This window comes from Mariniflexile gromovii, from assembly GCF_017814435.1.
Taxonomy (GTDB): Bacteria; Bacteroidota; Bacteroidia; order Flavobacteriales; family Flavobacteriaceae; genus Mariniflexile; species Mariniflexile gromovii.
Window position 1 is genome coordinate 1 of record NZ_JAGJCB010000015.1, and the last position, 17,978, is coordinate 17,978.

A 17,978-nucleotide genomic window follows, 5' to 3' on the forward strand; every position below is an offset into this window, starting at 1 on the left:
TCTATATATTAATCTTGCCTTTCTGTTTGCAGCCTTTAATCCTGCAATAAGTGAACGGTCTGCCCAATCCCTTCTTTTTTCAGAAGTCATACCTCCCATACGCTCACCTAACGTAATTCCTATTCCTGTAAGGTCTTCGTAGGTATTAAGTGTTTGGGTGACCACTTCTCGGGTATAATCCTCAATATTTTGGTTGGTCTCGCCATCTCCGAAATGACCGACACCGGCTTCTGATGAATAATTTCCTCCTCCATATTCTTTTGAAAATAATTCTGGTAAAAAGATGTTCCAGTTTACAATATAGGTATCAATTCCTCTGTCTTTTGCCATTTTAAAGAGGCTCTTCCAGAATATTTCCCATTCAGCGATTTCTTCATCACTAAATGGAGAAGCTTTTGGAAAGCTTTTTGATTTCACCATATACATATAGGGATGCATATTCCATAATGTGAGGGCATTAAACTTATTTTCAAGCATCATATCTAAAAAATATTCCCAGTATTTTAGATCTTTACATGTTTGAATATGTGTATTTAAATGTTCCCCACTTCTATAAGGATACCATGGAAGATTGAATTTAATGGCTCTAAAATCATGATGGGCTCTTGTGTGTTTTTCTTGAATTTCATTCCAAATAATTCCGTTGGACAACTGCTCCTTGAGTTCGAATAAACCATACAATAGTCCCCGATTACATTCAGAAGAGAGCGTTATAATATCTCCAGATTTTAAAATAGAATAACCATCATTCTTTTCTGAATCTGTATCTTTTTGGTTATCTATTTCTAATTTTATATTTGCTTGTGATGGATCTTTTGCAATTGTTAAGCTTATACCTTGAATGCTAAGAGTTTCCCTAAGTTTAACAATCCCAAAATTTAATTCACTTAAAATACTTACGTCAGCATAAAGGGTAATTCTTTTTTTAGGTTCCTCTTTACACCCGTACAAGAAACATATTATCAAAATGGCTATTATTTTATTCATTTTAATGATGATCATAAATTTTATGTGTGTATAGGAATTTTATTTATTATGATACCCCTACAAGTCTCAAAAAACATTATAGATAATTGCACTTGTAAAAATCGCTTATTTTTCTATCCCATTTTCACGAAAGGAATAGTATCAAACATATTTTAATATTTTTTTAAATTGAGATTCTTGACAAAAATCCACTTAATTTTCATGGTTAGCTATTCATCTAGTTTACTAACTTCCTTATTACCCCTTATATTACTGAGTTAGGAATTAGAGAAGTATTTTGGCAACACTAACAATGATATTCTGATTGATTATACTTCTTTTCTTAGTTCTTCGCAAATTCACTAATTCTGGGTATTGGCTACTATACAGAAAGTTATTTTTATCATTTAATAATTGAAAATTCATCAAACTTTTCACCTGTAAATGAATTGATCGCTGCAAAATTTAGTTTATTTCCGTTTATAGAAAATAATCCAAAACTAGGCACATGTTTAGAAAAAGCCACGATAGAACCATCCACACAATTGTCAGGGTTATTTGGATTTGGCTCCCATTTTTTATTAATTTTTCCACCAGCTCCAATAGTAATTGATACAAATTTATTTTTTAAGTTCTTATAATTTCTATGATTAGTTTCTGATTGGTCTATGGCACCATTTTTATCATAAGGCTTTAATCGTTCGTATGTATGAGCGTGACCATTTAGTACAATGTCAACTTGGTTATTTGCAAATATTTCATACAATGCCATTACGTGATCGTAATCCTCTTTATACGTGCAACTTTTGCCATTATGATGTAAGAAGACAACAATCCAATTGTGTTTCCCTTTATTTTCAGATAATGTTTCTTTTAACCATGCAACTTGATTTTTTGCATCGTAAAAATCGCCGTTACTCGAATCTAAACCAATAAATAATGCATTAGAGTAAGTAAAACTGTAATAATGTTCGTTGTTTGGTAATGACCATTCTTTTGTGAAATTTTTTTCAGGGTCAGAATACCAGTCGTGATTTCCTGGAACTGGATAAAATGGCGTATTTTTAAAAACCTCTTGAAATGGTTTAAATAATTGGTCGTCGTAATTTTTGCTTTCTCCCTTTGGGTACACGATATCTCCCAGTCCTAAACCAAAATCTGGTTTTACTTTTAGTTCTGTGATACATTTTGCAGGTTCCTTCGCAAAACTAATATGTTCTTGTGCACCAATATCACCTAACGCATAAAAACTAAATCCAACTCTTTTATTATTTGGTGTAGTGTTAAAAAAGTAATCCTCACCACTAGCAAGCAAATGTCCATTGGAATAAATCGAATAACTATACTTTGTATTAGGTTTTAAATTTTTAAGAACAACTTCATTAAATTTATTTCCTTCGTGAGTTAGTAATTTCCCTTCAACAAGAGTTCGTGTGGTGTGATTTTTTTCCTGTACTACCACAATAGATTTTGTTGCAATTCCATTTGTTTTCCATGTTATTGTAGCGGTGTTTGACCTTATCATTTGCAAGTAAGGTTCTCGCAGTAAAATGGGTTTATCTCCAAAAGATTCAATTCTAATTTCTTTTTGAGAAATATGCTCATTTGTATTCGTGACTTTACAACTTATCATTAAAATGACTGATAAGATTAAAATTATTTTAATGGAAACAGTTTTTTTCATAATTCTGAACAACAATTATAATAACAGGTGTCTATTGGGGTTATATCCTATTACTTAATTTTCTTTATCTTCTCCTACCAATTTAGCTCCTTCAGGCCTTTTGTATGGCACATAATGGGGCATCGGTTTTATTTGTAATCTCTTATCAATTTCTTTCATAAGAACCATCTCATCTTCTGTAATGAAACCATACGTATTTGTATTACCCCAGGTAATAGCGCAACCTGCATCGGTTAAAGTACGCACAAAACGATAGGCTTGTTCTGTGTCAAACATCAATTCCGCCTTTGGACTCGTCCATTTCATACGCATTGGCATCCACGCATGTTTTATATTATCCTTAGTTACCTCATAATTAGTCATTGCATTCGCTATTTCTGGAAACGTAAATTCTTCATATGCCCATGAATTTGGTGGCGCTCCCCATGCTAAGGGCGTAGGATGACCGGAGGTAAAATCGGTATAAAGATCATCTGTATTAAAAGATCTTATTTTATAATGTCGATCATCTTGATCATCTACTCCATCCGATTCCACTAATAAAAACTCACCCTTTTCATCTTTAAAGTAATTATGTGGACTCGTGTTTTCATTATTCACAATACCGTTTGATGCGATTATAACCGTTGGATCTACTTCCTTAATCATCTTAATAAAATCTGGGAGTTCTCCAGCAATACCACTCGTATGATCCAACCAATAACCATCCGCCAAGCCCTTAAATCTTTCTATAAAGCCTCTACAAAGTGTTCGATATGCCAACCCCTCATCTCCGTTAAATTTTTCATTGTAATAGTTTTCCCAAGCCGTCTTGTATTCTGCATTATCTTTTGTACCCGACCTTGCAGACGGACCATCAGTAGCAATGTAGAGAATAACTTTTTTACCAGCTTTTTTTAATACATCTATTACATCTAATATAATCTGTTCGTTTTCAAGTGAAGGTACAAAATCAGGGTGTATTTCCTTGGCAATATCTACATAAGGATTGTCTCTTAAGGTAAACCAATAGCCTGATGCACGATGGTTAAAGTTTGTAAATACATGACCCACAGTTGGTAGATTGTCTACAATATCTTGTGCACCTTTTACCCAATCACTACTTTTACTTGCTTTATCTAACTCTACTCCTCCTTCAACAATGAGTCGAACTCCCCATGAACCTAATAACCACTCTGATTCAGATGTATTTTGAGCAGATAATTTCATAATAGCCAAAGCAAACATTAATGTAATTAATTGTTTTTTCATTTTTTACTTATTTAATTATTATTAACCGATAATAATTTGTTCGTTGATTAATAGTACTACCAATTTTTTCAATTTTATTTGAAGTCTTTATCCTATAATAAATTAAAAAGACTACCAACTAAACTAGACATTCCACAACAATCCCCATATTATAATATTCATATTTTTCTGTTGCCGCTTGTTGATTTTGCACTAAAACCCCTTCATCGGTTATGGTTTTCCAAACTAAACGTCCAACGCCTTTATAGTTTAAATCTATGTAGTAATAGCCAGATTCTTGAACATTAACAGTCCAAGTTACTTGACTTTTATCATTCCATTGGCTCACTTGGTTAACATGCTTCCATTCTCCAAATTTTTCCATCCATTTTATTTCGCTTTCTTTTGCATTACTAACCTTTGCAAACTCTGCTCGTAACACTGTTTCACTATTTGGATAAATACCTAAAGTAGAATCTACTTTTATATTTTCTGCTTGGGTTTCTAATATAACCTCTATAACTGAAACCAAAGACTCTATTGGTCTAACAGGTAAATTTAGAACCGTCCAATCGTTCTTTTTTGTAACGGAGATGGCTTTAGAATTGGTTCCACTTAAGAGTGTCACAGACCTTATCTTTGCATTAAACCCAGGCAGATATAATTTTCCTTCTAGCGGCCAACTAAACACAGAAAGATATAAGCAATTCTCTTGGGTAGTTACATCGCCCCATGGTAAAGCATGTTGCCATGGAGAAGGTCCTGCATCATATACCACTTGTGGATATTTTTTAATCCAATCTCCTGCTTCTTTTAAAAAATTAACGCCAATCTCTGGAATTTCCCCATCAGGATTTGGACCTACATTAAACAAATAGGTACCACCACGGGCGACCGTAGAAATAAGACGATTTAATATTTCTTTCGGACTTTTAAAATTATGGTCATACCAGGCGTAAGACCATGAATCGTTATTAGTATTGCAAGTTTCCCATAAACCTTCAATATTTTGAGTTGGCAATTCTATGTCTCCATTGCTCGCATAATCACCCATTCCATGACCTACTCGACTACTCATCATAGCATTAGGTTGTAATTCTCTTACCATTTCTGCTAATTCTACTACATACTCCTTTTTCATGTCACCACGTGTATCGAACCATACAAAATCTAGATTACCATAATTCGTGCATATTTCTTTTACTTGAGGTTTACATTTATTATAGAAATAATCTTTAAAACTCACCTCATTGCCGTTTTCATCTTGTGTCGGACCTCCAGTTCCTCCTAGAGCTGTCCAATCCTGGTTGTGTGAATAGTAAAACCCAAACCCCAAACCTAGCTCACGACAAGCTTCAGACAATTCTTTCATTGGATCTCTCCCGAACGGAGTAGCATCTACTATATTAAAATCATTAACTTTTGAATCGAACATCGCAAATCCTTCGTGATGCTTACTCGTAATTATGATATATTTCATGCCAGAATCTTTAGCTAACTGAGCAATTCTCTTTGCATCAAATTTTTCAGGATTAAAATCGTTCGCAATTTTCTTATAGTCTGAAACTGGAATATTGGCTACTCGAGGGTTCATAATCCACTCGCCGATACCATAATACGTTTTATCATTCCAAACACCGGCTAATTTAGAATACAAGCCCCAATGGATAAACATTCCAAAATTACCCTCATCAAATAATTTTGCTTTTTCAGGGCTTACATTATGTACAGAAACATCCTTTTCTCCCCACAATTCATCCATATTTTGTTCTTTCAACCCTGTATTTTTATCTTGAGTATAAACAAGGGAAGAGCTAAAAAAAACCATTAAAAAACTGATAATAAGATATTTCATTACTTTTTACTACTTAAGTTCTGTTATTATTTTTATAACATGTAAAAAGATCATATCAGGTTTATACATCTAATATGATCTTATAAATGATTATAATTGATATCTCGCTCCAATCGTGTATATGGCGCCTTGTCTCGTTAATTGAGTGAATAAAGATGGATTATTGTTAGTGTAATCGCGTCTATCGCTCGCAGTAAGGTTTTGGCCACTAATTGATAATTGTAAATTTTTCATTACCTCAAAATTGGCACGAATATCTAGTCTATCAAAACCATCGGTATATGTAACATTCGATCTTACATCACTACCACCACCAATGTTTCTAAGAAAACTACTTCTCGAGTTGTAAGCAACACGAATACCAAAAAAATCTCCATCATAATATATAACCGAATTAAAGTTATGCTTAGAAGAACCTGGAAAGCTATTGTCTACTTCGTTAATTTCTTTATCGAACTTACTATCTACAAAGGTGTAATTTGCTTGGACACCAAAGTCCCTAAACGTATCACCAATAAATCCTAAAGGCTGTCTAAAGCCAATTTCAAATCCGTATAACTGTACTCCAGTATAATTTACTGGACTAGTTACATTGAATAGTTGATTACCAAGTCCAGGTAATTCAATACCCCAATCAATATCTGGTAGTTCAGAAATATCAACATCAAAAGTGGTTTCGTCCACAATAAAATCATCTATAAGCTTGTAAAAACCACTTAGAACAACAGCGCCGCCCTCATTATTATACCACTCTCCAGTAGTATCAAATTGCCAACTACTATATGGCTTTAATTCTGGGTTTGATAAAGTCGCGGTTCCATTTTGAGTTCCAGCATCTTCAGATTCTGGATTAATATAACTTAAGGTATTTGTAGGACGGAGATCTAAATAGTCTGGTCCAGAAACGGTATTCACTGCTGACAAGCGCAGATTGAAATTACTTTGTAATGCAAAATTTAAATTTAATGAAGGAAGAACATTCCATCTATCAGAAGATACAGTGGTAGGTACTCCGTCATAATTTATATCACCGATAACTTCTGAAGGGTCTGTTAAAGTTATAGTCGAGAAAGCACGACTAAAAATATCCCATTTAACAGCTCGTACACCTACATTACCAGAAACTGGGATTCCGGCAAATATAGATTTAAAATCTAATTGACCATAGAACGCTAAAGTATTCTCTTCTAAATCCCATGAATTTGGGGTTAATAATGGCAAATCGCCATTAGTTACATCAAATAAATCACCTTCAAATGACGATCCCGCTGTTTTTCCGAAAACTTCTGGATTAGCTGCTCTTAGTGCATCTTGATTTACCATTAACCACTGATTTACACCTATGGTTCTTCCTTGAGCAAAGGAAGGATCTAAAGGTCCAGTTATGAAATTATTATAATAAGTATTATTATCCAAATAACCATCACTCCAAGGCTGCCCTCCACCTGCTAATTGTGCTTGCCGGCTATCTAGGTACGTAGTACTATAGCGTCCACCAAAATTTAGTTTAAGATTTTGGTTAAACTCTTTTGTAATATCAATCCGTCCAGCTTTATTATTTCCTTCGAGCATAATATCTCTTAAGAATACCCAATCTCTAATTTCAGGATTGTTAAAATCAAGAATTGTAGCTTGATCAACATTAAAAACAGCTAAATCAGATTTCAAATCGAAACTCATTGAAGGCACATATGTCCACACTTGCGTAAAGGTTAACCTTTGGTCGAAGCTTATATTAGAATATGAATAATCTCCAGCTATTAACCAATCACCCTTTTGCCACTCTAAGTTCAAACCTGTCATTAAACTCGATTGGAAGTTATCGTATTGCGTAGGTAAAATCGCCGTTTGAGATATAGGATCGCTAGAGTTTATTGAATTAAAATATCTCAATACATTATTATCGTCTATATCTAAATCAGCACTCGGAAAAGTGGTATTATTTGTTTCATTTTGCGGAAATAATCTAAACTGATTACGTTCAGATCGGTTATCAAATTCCGTATATAACAAATCTCCTGTTATCTCTAAATTCTCAGTAATTTTCCATTGCAAAGCAGAAGACACACCATATCTATCTAATGAATTACGTACCGGATTATATCGTGTTAAGCCTGGTGACAAAACCCCCTCATGAACAACATCTCCAATACCATCTCCATCAGTATCTTCATTTATATTTCTTGGCACATACCCCATAACATATGAATCGAAAGCACGATTAGAGCTACTAGTTATTGCAGACACAACGAAGCCAAGTTTATTATTACTTGTTTTAAATCCTAGCAATCCACTTAAACGAGGTAACATCGCTTTATTATCACCATAGTCATTTATATCTCCTCTTACATTCACAATTCCGAAATAATTTTTGCCTTCTTCAAATCGTAAAGACAATGGTCTTACTGTCTGAAAGTCTACTGCACCTCCTAAACCAGGACCTACTAACTGTGCTTCAGACGACTTATACACCATAGCCCCTTGAACCACCTCGGTAGGTAAGACATCTAAATTAAATTGACGCAATTGATCTATTCCTTCAGAACCTGCAGAAAGAGGAGTTCTTCCGTTGACTGTAATATTAACAAACTGAGGCCCCACCCCACGAATTGACACACGATCACCTCCTCCATTACCAGAATCATCCCGTTCAACCTGAAGACCAGGTACACGTTGTAAGGCATCTGCCATATTTTCATCTGAGTAGTTCCCAATATCTTCAGGAGTAATCGCTTCTACTACACTAGCTGCCTTTCTCTTAACAGCTATTGCTCTTTGTTCAGAACCTCTAAATCCCTTAATTACAATAGCATCTAATTGCGCCACGCTTTCTTTTAGAACTACATCAATAGTGTTATTATGTCCTAAATTAATACTTACAGCTTCGAAGCCTACATAAGAAAATTGAATATTATTATATTCACTTGGAACAATTAGTTCGTATTTACCATCTATATCTGTTGTAGTCCCTATGCTACTACCTTTTACAATTATGGTAGTTCCCCCTATGGGCATATTATATTCATCTGTTACCGTTCCTGAAATATGTCTTTCCTGTGCGAACCCGAAGACGCTGGTTATAACAAACAGCAAAAAGAACAGTTTATTTTTTTTAATAATTTTCATAATGGTTTAATGATTTAATGATTTAAATTTATTTGTTATCGATACAAAAAGATTGAAAACATCATAAATTAACTTCCTCTAATCCATCTAAATCTTTCGATTATCACCCATTTTATCAAAACAACCATAGAAAAAAACAATAAAAAATACTGACTACCAAACATTTACATACAAACCAACGGAATAAGTTAAATCTTCTTTAAACCTATAAGTTATAACTCATTAACAAATTCATTTAGCTCTAATAACTTTTCTTAAACACTTAAATAATAAATCCTGGAATGTCTAGTTTAGTTGGTAGTCTTTGTTAAGCTAAAAACTATTAAATTCACTTCCTATGACCCGATTAAAATACGACAAAGAATTCAAGCAAACGATTGTAGACTTATTGTCTATTGAAAACCCGAAATCTATTGATGAAATCTGTAAAGAGTATAGTTTAAAAAAGCCTAGTGTTTACAGATGGCTCAAGGAGTTTAAAACAGAAACAGGCTCCTTTAAAGATGAAGCCACGTTAGCTTTAGAAAAAGAGAATCGCTTGCTTAAAAAACAGCTTAATGATGCCAAGGAAGAACGAGACATCTTAAAAAAGGCTGTAAGCATCTTCTCCGTGAGCGACAAGTATGGTATAGATTCATCAAAGAACATACAAAAACCTATACTGTTGATAAGATGTGTAAACAGATGCGTGTAAGTGTCAATTCCTATTATTCTTGGCTTAAAACTAAAGAGATACCTAAAATTCAAACTAGAACTTCTTTTTACAAAGACCGCATCCAACAGGTTTGGAAAAATAGTCGAAATGTTTATGGTTCGTCTAGGATTCAGAAACAATTAGAAAGAGAAGGAATCTATTTAAACCGTTCTTATGTAGCTCTTTTAATCAAACAAATGGGAATTAGAAGTGTGATTTATAAGACATTTAAAGTAATGACTACAGATTCTAATCACGAGCTTCCAATTGCTGAAAACGTGCTCAATAGAGATTTTAATAGTCCTGAATTAGGACATAAATGGGTGTCCGATATCACCTATATAAAAGTAGGTAAACAATGGAATTATGTAACTACTATTTTAGATTTAGCAGATAGAAAAATAATAACTTGGACATTAAGTAAAGATATGACTACACACAATACAGTCTATAAAACTTGGTTAAAACCTATACAAGTAAGACATATTACGAATCATCATATTTTTCACTCGGATAGAGGCGTACAATATGCTTCAAATAAAATCAAAGACTTGTTTCATAATAATGTGAAAATAACCCAATCAATGAGTAGAAAAGGGAATTGTTGGGATAATGCAGTAGCGGAATCCTTTTTTAAAACACTTAAATATGAATGCACTAATAGATATATGTTCAAAAATATGTTATAAGGTCATAGAACCATTAATGATTACATCAAATGGTACAACTATCAAAGATTACATTCTAGCTTATAATATCTAACTCCTGCTGAAATGGAACTTAAAATTAGATTAAAATTCAATCAAAATGTCGCTTAAAATATTATACCAAATTTACTAGGTAGTCCATTTTTTAATATTAAAATTTCTAGATTAATTTGGATATATATGTTTAGAAGTATTAAATAATACTCTTTACTTATTGATATAATTTTCTTAATGATAAGGTAATTATATTTTTGATGTCAGATTATTATTTTAGCCAATAAAATTAGCCAATACTATACTCAAATTTCTATCTTTAATATTATGAAAAAAATTAGGTTAATTCTACTTTTTTTTTTGTTTAGAACTGTTGCTTTTCACCTTAACTCATGTAGTATCTTTACACGCTCAAAACTTTGAACGCTTTTCTAATAAAGAAGGGTTTAATCAGAACACCATTACATCTATTACCCAAGATAAATATGGCTTTCTTTGGTTTGGAACACCCAATGGACTAATAAAATATGACGGATACGAATTTGAAACCTACACCACACAATCTCAAACCAATGGACAAATTTCTAGCAATAATATTAAGAGTCTATACAACGATAACAATGGCGTATTATGGGTGGGAACCAATGTAGGAATAACTATTTACATCCCTTGGTTAGAGAAATTTTACCAAGTTCCACTTTTATCTAAGTTAGACATTAGTCATATTACTTCGGATGATACCGGGAACATTTGGTTTTCTGGAGAAAACAAACTGCATTATTGTAAATTAACCGATACTAAGGCCGGACTATTTAGTGTTTCAGATAATTTACTTACTGATTACCCAAATATTTCGACAATAAATAGTTTCAACTTTATCCCGAATAACAAACTCCTTCTGGCTACAGACTCTGGCATAAAAGAAGTAGTAATAAATACAAAAACTCCTAAACAAATCAGTATAAATTCACTTATGACTTTTACCAAGATTGATAATACCAATGTTTTAATTATTAAAAAAATTAAAGATAAATATTGGATTGGTACCGAAAATGGATTATATCAATCTAACCTCTCCAACAATAATTTAAAGGATTTAAAAAAAATTAATCAAGAAAGGCCAATTAAAATTAATACGATTTTTGAAGATGCAAATAAAGATGTATGGGTAGGTACTAAGAATAATGGTCTCTTTAAATATTTAGAAAATGAAGATCGATTTTTAAATTATGACTACGACCCAAAGAACCCTAACGGACTAAGTAGTAACCAAATAAACACCATATATCAAGACAATTATGGCGTACTATGGATGGGGACAGCCCAAGGTGGTATTAATAAATTAGACCTTTCTCAGAAACAATTTATTACCTATACTAAAAATCCTTACGACCCCACGGCAATTACAGACAACTTAATTACTTCTATTATAGAGGACAATACAGGAAAACTATGGCTTTCAGTTTATAATAATAACGATATTTTACGTAGTAAGACACCAGTAAACGACAAAACCGTAAATCATCTAAAATTTGAGAATTTAATACCCCAAATTCCTTTTCCTATAAATAGTACAATTCGGTGTATTTACGAAGACCAAAATGGATACATTTGGTTTGGTACATCGACAAACACTTTTGTTTACAATCCATTAAAAAAGGAATATAAAACCGTTGCTTTTATAAAGGATGATGCCCATTTACCTGAATATGAATACCGAGATATCCTTCAAATAGATAATCAGCATATTGTTTTTGTCGGAAGTAAGGTGAGTGTCATTGAAAACCCCTGGAGTATGATTCAACAAGAAAAAGTTCCTAAATTTAAAATTAAAGCATTTTTAAAATTAGATGAAAGAACCTTTTGTCATACTATTATTAAAGATCATGCTAATCGACTTTGGATAGGCACTAACAAAGGATTATTAAACGGTGTATTTGATGGACATAAACTTATTATTAACGATAAATATTCTGATGAAAACAAAGATTTTCCAAGATTAAGTTATGCCAATGTATTTTCTTTGCATGAAGATCAATCTGGAAATATTTGGGCAGGCACATTTGGTGGGGGTTTAAATAAAATTAGTTTAACCCCCAATGGAGATCTTAAAAATATAGAATACTTCAGAAAAAACGATGTACTTCCAGACGATGCCATTTATGGCATTTTACAAAATGGTAAAGATGATTTATGGCTGAGTACAGATATGGGCTTGGTGAAATTTAATATGCAATCCGCAAAAACCGATGTTTTTGATGTAAGAGATGGGTTAGCACAAAATAATTTTAGACAAGCCGCCTATTTTAAAGGCACTTCGGGGTACTATTATTTTGGCGGATTGAATGGATTAACCATCTTTAAACCCAATACTATACACCATAATAGAACACCACCGAAAATTATAATTACTTCGCTACTAATTAATAATAATGAAGTTAAAATTGGAGAAAAATTAAATAATAATACCATATTAAATAAATCAATTGCTGAAACCGAAAGTATCGCGGTAAGTCAAAATGAACAATCGATAGCTTTTCAGTTGGTTGTAGAACACTCTACAACTCCCACAAAAAACAAATTCGCATATAAGCTCGAAGGATTCAATGATAATTGGTTAGAATCCGAAAAAGGCAAAAATACCATAACTTACACCAATCTCTCTGCAGGTGAATACATTTTTAAAATTAAAGCAGCAAATGGTGATGGAATTTGGAGTAGCAAAACCAAAAATTTAGCAGTTAAAATATTGCCTCCATGGTATCAAACTTGGTGGAGTTACCTTTTATTTGCTGTACTTACAATATTAATTTGTGCTGCGGTAATGATTTACTTATTTCAACATGAGCGCTTAAAACAAAAATTAATTTACGAGCAACGAGATAAAGAACGTATTGATACTATAAACCAAGGAAAGTTTCGCTATTTCACGAATATCTCTCATGAGTTTAGAACACCATTAACCCTAATTTCTGGGCCATTAGAACAAGTAATCACCAAAAACAAAGACGACACACAATCCAAATATTTAGCAATCATTCAGAAAAACACGAAACGTCTTTTAAGTTTAGTCGACCAATTAATTACTTTCCGCCAAGCCGAACAGGGGTATATTAGTTTAAACTTAAGTAGAATTTCATTAGCTGACTTTATTCACCCAACCACAATAGCTTTTGAAAATTACGCAGAAGAAAAACAGATAGACTTCTACTTCAATGTACTTTCACCGGACGAAGAAATTATAATCGACATTGAAAAAGTAGAGCGTATTTTGTTTAATCTTCTCTCCAATTCGTTTAAAAATACACCTGCCAATGGCCGTATTGGTGTAGAAGCCGATATTATTAATTCAGGAAATGACAAGGAGATAAAAATTGATGTTATTGACACTGGAAGAGGGATTCCTGAAAAGGATTTAGCAAATATTTTTGAACGTTTTTACCAATTAGGAACCAATAAAGATCACATAAGTGGCGGTGGAATTGGATTAGCATTCTGTAAATCTTTGATCGATTTATTTAAAGGAGAAATAGCGGTAACAAGTCAACCCCATGTAGAGACTCGGTTTTCAATTAAAATCCCTTCTACCCCGTCTTTACAATATGATGTTTCTGAAGTTGAAACTTTACCAAAATCTTATATTAAAAACTGGGTGCCACTATCGAGCGATTTTAAGGCAGACCGTGTAGAGGTAACTACAATTAAAGAAACAACTAAACGTACAATACTCATTGTTGAAGACGAAGAAGATGTGCAGTTATTTTTAAATAGTTACTTTAAAAATGACTATAATATTTTGATTGCTCAGGATGGTTTAGATGCTTTATCTATACTACAAAAACAAGAACCCGACCTCATAATAAGCGATGTAATGATGCCTAACATGGATGGCTTTGCGTTTTGTGAGAAGGTTAAATCAGACCCAAATTTTTGTCATATTCCTATTTTACTTTTAACAGCCTTAGGAGACGATTTAAACCTTATTAAAGGTTTAGAATATGGCGCTGATGAGTATATTAGCAAACCTTTTTCTTTAAAACATTTGGCTTTACGTGCGGATAAATTGATTAAAAACAACTTAAAGCTTAAAGAACATTTTAAGAAAAAAAGTACCCTACCCATAGGTGACATCAGAGTCTCTGAACGAGACGAAAAGTTTTTAAACAACATCATTACTGTTATAGAAAAAAATATATCTGACTCGAATTTTGGAGTAGAGGAATTAGCCTCGGAATTAGGTATAAGTACCTCACATTTCTACAGACGCATTAAACAACTTACTGGTCAAGTCCCGAATGTATATTTAAGAAATTTTAGACTACAACGAGCTGCCGAATTATTGAAAAGCAACAAAGACTATAATGTCACCGAAGTGATGTATCAAATAGGAATAGAGTCTCCTCCCTACTTTTCAACAGCCTTTAAAAAACTACATGGAGTATCTCCTTCACAATTTCTAAAAAATTAAAACATTTAAATTAATCCACTTTACAATTTAGTCAAAAATAAATAAAACACTATTATAGAGGATCTATTATTAACTATTTTCTTAATCGAAACGCCAAATTCTTTTGCTGAATCATTTCACAAAGGTAAAGGCTTTAAGTGCGTAACTTAGAGGGTAAGAAACCTAGATTCTTCCTATATAGACTAACCTCAATTTTTGCATAAACACAACAATTAGACTTTCTACTGAATAAACATAATATCAACTTTTAATAGAATACAACTACTATAAGTTCATCAAAATTGTTAAAATAAATCTTAATACCAAATAACTTTAAATATTACCAAAACAAATGATAAAACCAATAAAGGTTTTTTGACACATTTTTCTGTACCATCCCAATAAAAAAAAGGCTTCACATTGATGTGAAGCCTTGTAAACTCTAGTTACGGGAACTGGACTAGAACCAGTGTCCGTCGGTTTCTATACTTTTTAATAAATACACTAATATGTAAGTATCATCTACTTGAGAGATTTGTGGGTTATGATACGTATGCGTTTTGCTTGCAAAGGTTGTATCTACAAAAGTATATGGCCCTTCGGGGCTGTTGCCTTTATAATGTACAATTTTACTGTTTTTACTCCAGCTACCAGCATTTGGAATAGCCGACATAAACACATGCAATTTACCTGAAGCATCATAAATTGGAGCCATACCCCAATGCCACCAATCCTTTGGTGCATCTAAAATATATTTTCCTGGTATATGGGATTTAACAAAAGAAGACTCTTTTACCAATAGCTCTTTTTTACAAGAAAAAGCTAGAATAACAAGCGTTAATAAAATAAAGCTATGAATTTTGTTTTTCATTAGTTTTTAATTGTAAAATTCTTGAAATAACATAAGTTCGCTTGTCTCAATTCAACCAATATATTGCTTGAATATTGTTTCTGCCAAAAAATTGGCTTTAAATCTTAAAAAGGAACTACTACTCTAAACAATAAATTACAACCGAATGATTTTTGCTTTTACGTATCAAACCGAAGCATGTTCTAGAGCTTTTGTCTAAGCCCTCAGGAGCATCAATTAGAATGATTAGTTCAATCGTACTCTATTCAGGCTTTAGCCCTATTAATGCATGACTTGTTTTATAGTTAATATAACGACTTGTGATTTTTTTATTTATTTATGTCCTTAATTGAAATTATTGCGGCCCAACCGCCTCCAGCAGACATTTCTGCAGTGATTTTAGAATCCTTATTTACTTCTATTATGTCTATTTTATAGTCTTCTGCAAATCGGTTCGCATTTTTACCATCTCTAAACACCTCCATTTTAAAGTTCCCTTCTTTTAAGAAAGACAGATCCAATTCTAATTTCCTTGAAGTCCAATCTGTCATTGCTCCTATATACCATTTAGACCCCTTTCTTCTGGCTACTGCAATATAATCTCCAATTGCTCCATGAAGCACAATCGTTTCGTCCCAGATTGTTGGGATTTGTGAGATAAAATTAACCGTTTCTTGCTCTTTGTAATATATAGAAGGAGAATCGCAAAGCATCTGTAAAGGCGCTTCATAAACAACATACATAGCTACCTGATGTGCACGTGTTCCAAGACTCATAGGACGTTCAAAGTTAATCTGAAAATCGGCATCTTGCCTATTAATCATAGCTCCTGGCGTATAATCCATTGGGCCAGCAGCCATTCTTATGAAAGGAATGGTTACATTGTGTTCTGGGGTTATACTTTTACTAAATTTATTATTTTCGCTTCCCTTTACGCCTTCATAGTTAACAACATTCGGATACACTCTTCGTAAACCCGAGGGTTTGAAAGATCCATGAAAATCAACCAACAACTCGAGCCTTGCACATTCTTTAGCTATTTTTTCATACGAGTTAACCATATATTGGTCGTTTCGTTGCATAAAGTCTACTTTAATTCCTTTTGCTCCCCAACTCTTGTAAGTTTCAAGAATTTGAACAAGGTTTGCGTCCAATGGCTTCCAAAGAACCCACAGAATAATTTCTACATTTTTCTCTTTTCCATACCTGATCAACTCAGGCACATCTATATCAGGATTAAAATCAAGGATTTTAGTGGTTGATTTGGTCCATCCTTCATCAAGTATTACGTATTCAATATTATTAGATGAAGCAAAATCAATATAATATTTATAAGTAGCTGTGTTCAGACCCGATTTGAAATCCACTCCATAAATGTTATTAGCATTATACCAATCCCAAGCTACTTTACCTGGTTTAATCCATTCTGTATTCTTAATAGCTAGCGGTTTGGATAATTGAAAAGTAAGATTACTCTCTACAAATGTTCGGTCGTCATCACTTATCATAAAAACTCTCCAAGGATAGTCTCTACTCCCTGATACCTTAGCAATATAATCTGCCTCCTTGGTAATGGTTTGGTGTCGATCTTGTTTTTTCTTAGTGTCTATTTCAAGAACAAATTTTGGGTGGATAGCATCCATAGTCGTACTTCCATTCCCTTTTACAAACATTCCAGGGTAATCATGAAGTGCTGTTTCGGTAAACAGAACTTTCGCATTATCTGTAGTAAAAACTACTGGCAGGCTGCAAAATTCATCAGACGCTATTTCAACTAATGATTTTTTTAAATAGAGGCGTTCATTATGTGAATACATTTTGTTTTCTTTTGGAAAAAACGATCTTGCACCCTCAGGAAAAGTTAAGGACATTTTTTCCTCCATTACATTTTTGTCACTGGTACTCTCATCAGCAAATTGGTAGGCCACACCGTCATTGTATGCACGAAATTTGAGCTGATATTTCCCCTTGAATGTAAGTGTTAATTGAACAAATTCATCCTTAATTACAGCATCTTTATGAGGTATAACAGGAGTGATTATCGAAGAATACTCTTTTATTGAATGTCGTTTTACTTGTGAGTTTGTACCAAAATCTTGTCCTGAAGAGAAATTCATTCCGATTCTAGCTTCTTTGATTATTACATTTTCATTAAGTGAGGCAGACCAAGAGATTTCACCATTAACAACAACCTGTAACCGTATGTTTTTATTCGGAGATTTTATTTCAAAAGTTTGAGAATAAATTTGTTGTACCATCAGAAATAGGGTAAGTAAGATAAATGCTATTTTTTTCATTGTTATAAAATTCTTTTTTTTGAATGAAACTACCTGTTTCTTATAAATTAGTTCTTTGTTGTCTGACTTAAAATTATTTTGCTTAGTTTTTCCAGAGCATTTATAGTACTCTAAATAAGTAATGAGGC

Annotated in this window: 8 protein-coding genes and 1 pseudogene; 2 read left to right on the forward strand and 7 right to left on the reverse strand. The window is 33.0% G+C overall.

Features of this window, described 5'->3' with window-relative positions:
* The 5 genes from J8H85_RS13890 to J8H85_RS13910 form a co-directional block, all read right to left on the reverse strand.
* Window positions 1-966: hypothetical protein (locus tag J8H85_RS13890; protein ID WP_209655819.1), on the reverse strand; the 966-nt coding region annotated here is incomplete at its 3' end.
* Window positions 967-1,369: 403 nt separating this feature from the next.
* Window positions 1,370-2,650 carry a purple acid phosphatase family protein gene (locus tag J8H85_RS13895; RefSeq protein WP_209655820.1) on the reverse strand — a complete coding sequence of 427 codons (1,281 nt, stop codon included), beginning with the start codon at window positions 2,648-2,650 and terminating at the stop codon, window positions 1,370-1,372.
* A gap of 54 nt (window positions 2,651-2,704) precedes the next feature.
* Window positions 2,705-3,901 (reverse strand): hypothetical protein, encoded by a 1,197-nt coding sequence (locus J8H85_RS13900; protein WP_209655821.1) that lies wholly within the window; start codon window positions 3,899-3,901, stop codon window positions 2,705-2,707.
* Between the two features lie 118 nt (window positions 3,902-4,019).
* On the reverse strand, window positions 4,020-5,642 hold the full coding sequence (locus J8H85_RS13905; RefSeq protein WP_209655822.1) for an alpha-L-fucosidase: 1,623 nt from the start codon (window positions 5,640-5,642) through the stop codon (window positions 4,020-4,022).
* A gap of 183 nt (window positions 5,643-5,825) precedes the next feature.
* Complete coding sequence (locus J8H85_RS13910; RefSeq protein WP_209655823.1) at window positions 5,826-8,861, reverse strand: TonB-dependent receptor; 3,036 nt, start codon at window positions 8,859-8,861, stop codon at window positions 5,826-5,828.
* Window positions 8,862-9,198: 337 nt separating this feature from the next.
* On the opposite strand from J8H85_RS13910, the pseudogene J8H85_RS13915 reads away from it, so the two are divergent.
* Window positions 9,199-10,310 (forward strand): annotated as a pseudogene (locus J8H85_RS13915) (IS3 family transposase).
* A 319-nt stretch (window positions 10,311-10,629) separates the two neighbouring features.
* Entirely contained in the window at window positions 10,630-14,724 is a 4,095-nt protein-coding gene (locus J8H85_RS13920; protein ID WP_209655824.1) for a hybrid sensor histidine kinase/response regulator transcription factor, read from the forward strand.
* A gap of 439 nt (window positions 14,725-15,163) precedes the next feature.
* On the opposite strand, the gene J8H85_RS13925 is transcribed toward J8H85_RS13920, so the two are convergent.
* On the reverse strand, window positions 15,164-15,574 hold the full coding sequence (locus J8H85_RS13925; RefSeq protein WP_209655825.1) for a glycoside hydrolase family protein: 411 nt from the start codon (window positions 15,572-15,574) through the stop codon (window positions 15,164-15,166).
* A gap of 308 nt (window positions 15,575-15,882) precedes the next feature.
* A complete protein-coding gene (locus J8H85_RS13930; RefSeq protein WP_245243818.1) occupies window positions 15,883-17,811 on the reverse strand; it encodes a glycoside hydrolase family 97 protein in 1,929 nt (642 codons plus the stop codon).
* Between the last annotated feature and the right edge of the window lie 167 nt (window positions 17,812-17,978).

What these genes read in the sequence shown, in the direction of transcription:
- J8H85_RS13895 (WP_209655820.1), bottom strand. Translation starts at nt 2,650, where the DNA reads ATGAAAAAAACTGTTTCCATTAAAATAATTTTAATCTTATCAGTCATT.
- J8H85_RS13900 (WP_209655821.1), bottom strand. Translation starts at nt 3,901, where the DNA reads ATGAAAAAACAATTAATTACATTAATGTTTGCTTTGGCTATTATGAAA.
- J8H85_RS13905 (WP_209655822.1), bottom strand. Translation starts at nt 5,642, where the DNA reads ATGGATGAATTGTGGGGAGAAAAGGATGTTTCTGTACATAATGTAAGC.
- J8H85_RS13910 (WP_209655823.1), bottom strand. Translation starts at nt 8,861, where the DNA reads ATGAAAATTATTAAAAAAAATAAACTGTTCTTTTTGCTGTTTGTTATA.
- J8H85_RS13925 (WP_209655825.1), bottom strand. Translation starts at nt 15,574, where the DNA reads ATGAAAAACAAAATTCATAGCTTTATTTTATTAACGCTTGTTATTCTA.
- J8H85_RS13930 (WP_245243818.1), bottom strand. Translation starts at nt 17,811, where the DNA reads ATGGTACAACAAATTTATTCTCAAACTTTTGAAATAAAATCTCCGAAT.